At 34.5% G+C, this 2,499-nt stretch carries 5 protein-coding genes; 1 reads left to right on the forward strand and 4 read right to left on the reverse strand.

Annotated features, from left to right (window positions below; genetic code table 11):
• The first annotated feature begins 289 nt into the window (after positions 1-289).
• Entirely contained in the window at positions 290-421 is a 132-nt protein-coding gene (locus AB1397_05335; protein MEW6482407.1) for a hypothetical protein, read from the forward strand.
• A 280-nt stretch (positions 422-701) separates the two neighbouring features.
• On the opposite strand, the gene AB1397_05340 is transcribed toward AB1397_05335, so the two are convergent.
• From AB1397_05340 to AB1397_05355, 4 genes are all read right to left on the reverse strand, one after another.
• Complete coding sequence (locus tag AB1397_05340; GenBank protein MEW6482408.1) at positions 702-902, reverse strand: DUF2283 domain-containing protein; 201 nt, start codon at positions 900-902, stop codon at positions 702-704.
• Positions 903-1,581: 679 nt separating this feature from the next.
• Positions 1,582-1,857 carry a hypothetical protein gene (locus AB1397_05345; protein ID MEW6482409.1) on the reverse strand — a complete coding sequence of 92 codons (276 nt, stop codon included), beginning with the start codon at positions 1,855-1,857 and terminating at the stop codon, positions 1,582-1,584.
• Entirely contained in the window at positions 1,858-2,112 is a 255-nt protein-coding gene (locus tag AB1397_05350) for an AbrB/MazE/SpoVT family DNA-binding domain-containing protein (protein ID MEW6482410.1), read from the reverse strand.
• A 112-nt stretch (positions 2,113-2,224) separates the two neighbouring features.
• Entirely contained in the window at positions 2,225-2,389 is a 165-nt protein-coding gene (locus AB1397_05355) for a hypothetical protein (protein MEW6482411.1), read from the reverse strand.
• Between the last annotated feature and the right edge of the window lie 110 nt (positions 2,390-2,499).

Genomic DNA, 2,499 nt, shown 5'->3' on the forward strand with positions numbered 1-2,499 from the left:
TCAAAATTCAACATTCAAAATTCATAATTTTATAAAGTTTTCCTTAAGATTATCTAAACACATACATTTTGTAAAGCGTTATGGAATTAACTATAATATCAAAAATTCTATTTTTTGCCAAAGTTGTGTAATAATTTGTCAAATAAAATCAAGAGAGGCTGCCAATCAATCCCTCGATTATCTTGACAAACTCTGCTGCCTTCTCCAAGGCATATCTTGCCTCATCTTCTGAGACTATTCCTCTTTCTTTATACAATATCCTATGCCTCTTTTCCCTCATCTTTTTGAAATGGTTAAGTATCTCCTCATATCCTGCTCCCAGGGCTATTTTGGTAAACTCCCCTGCTGTCTTATGGCTGACTACCCCCCCTCGGTCTATACCCTTTTGAGAACATCAAAGCCAAGGCTGATTCCATCATAGCACTGTAGGCAATCACATAGCACCAGTCTTTACTGATTTCAAAGTTTTTCTGGGCCGCTTCTAAATCTCTATGAGCTGCTTTTAACTGCTCAGCCACCCTCTAAAGTCAACCTCTCTTCTTTAATTCGCAGTCTGCAATCCCTTATTTTGCTTCGCTTACGCTCGCAAGATACTTCGTATTCATCAGGTGTTGAAATAGTGCACCAGAGCACCAGTCACCAGAGCACCAGTCTTCATCCTTTATCCTTACTATGTCTCTTATTCATCAGGTCTTAGATTCTCACTTACTGCATACAGGAATTTGCACAGTCTTTCCTGTAGATTCATCAGTAAAGGCGAATCCCTTTTGTATAATCTGAAGCTGCTCGTTGGCATTTAATAGCTCAATGCCATAGACCTTTCCATCAGGAGAAATGTCAATATTTAATTCATTGCTTATTTGGATGGTTTCAATCTCAGAGGCTTTTTCTCTAAACCTCACATATTTATAGTATCTTCCATTACTTAGTGCAAAAATAGATAGGGTTGTGTTTATCTGTTAAAAATTCATCCACCTTTTAAGAAATTTTGAATTCTAAATTTTGAATTTTGAATTGAAGGTTTAAGTTTTATAAAATTTTTTCCCTTTTAATTCAAAATTCAACATTCAAAATTCATAATTTTATAAAGTTTTCCTTAAGATTATCTAAACACATACATTTTGTAAAGCGTTATGGAATTAACTATAATATTGTATCTAGGGTCATAGCTTATCTCCATAGGCTCACCTCCTAAAAGTATTTTACCAAGACTGTAATTACAGTGAAATTCCCATTTTCTTTAACTGCATATGCCTCTATTTGTTTTGTTGTATATCTTTTACCCCTCCACATACTCTCATAAAGTAAAATTTCGTCTAAACCCTATGCGTCCAAATTTTGCAGGAAACATTTCTCCCCCCTCAATAGTCTTTATTATTTCTTGTTCAGTTGCCCCTCGTTCCTCTATTCGCTCTTTAGCATGTGGATGTATGTTAATAGCCATCACAACCCCTTATAGTATATCATCATTTCCCATTTTGTAAAGTGTAGGGAAATCCGTCTAGCGTGACCTTTATTCTAAAAAAGCATGTAACACGGACACGATTCATGGCTTCCTGTCGGAATCCCCTATGATTTCTCTTACTCTTTTCTTATAAACTGACGGATTTGGTTGTGGTCTCCCACAAAACACCATCGGACAAGATCATCCTCTAGCAAAAAAAGCACCCTAATTTTAATATCTACCCTTATTTCCCATAAATTTTTAGCCAGCTTTTTTAATCCCAAACCAGAAGGCTTTTTTCCTTTTTCAAAAAAATCTATCAAGTTAAGAATTGCCTCTTTTACCTTTTCTTTTTTCTCTTTAGGCAATCTTTTTAAACTGCGGTCAAAGGAGGGTAAAGGTTCATACCGCATTTATAATCTCCTCAGATGCTCTTTAAAAGAGGAGGAATCCATTATCTTCCCTTTATTTTCTGGTCGCTGGAAAGCCTTTTCCAAAAGGGATATCTCCTCTTCGCTGAATCTATCCTCTATAACTACTGGCTTAATAGCAATATGGTTATTCTCTACATAGACATTGACATATTCACCTTTATCAATTGGAACCTCCATTCTAACCTCTTGGGGAATGGTAATCTGATATTTTTCTCTTACCTTTACAAGAGCCATTTTCATCCACCTCCATTAGTTTTACAATAATATAGTAATACTTTAATACTTTACCTCCTTTTTGTCAAATCTTTTATTAATCGTCCGTCCTCTCTTTACCCTTTACTATTCTCTATCTCATAAATTTATTGGGTAAAGAAACAAGGTGGTGATGGATAATCTTATCTGCATTATCAGAAAGCCAATTAATCTTTTCTGCAATTCTTAATTGAATAGAGCGATCAAATTTCTTAAAGGAAAGCTCTGCATCTGGTAAAAATATTATAGTATCTTCCATTACTTAGTGCAAAAATAGATAGGGTTGTGTTTATCTGTTTAAAAATTCATCCACCTTTTAAGAAATTTTGAATTCTAAATTTTGAATTTTGAATTGAAAAAGGTTTAAGT

The organism is bacterium, from assembly GCA_040756715.1.
Lineage (GTDB): Bacteria > UBA9089 > UBA9088 > UBA9088 > UBA9088 > JBFLYE01.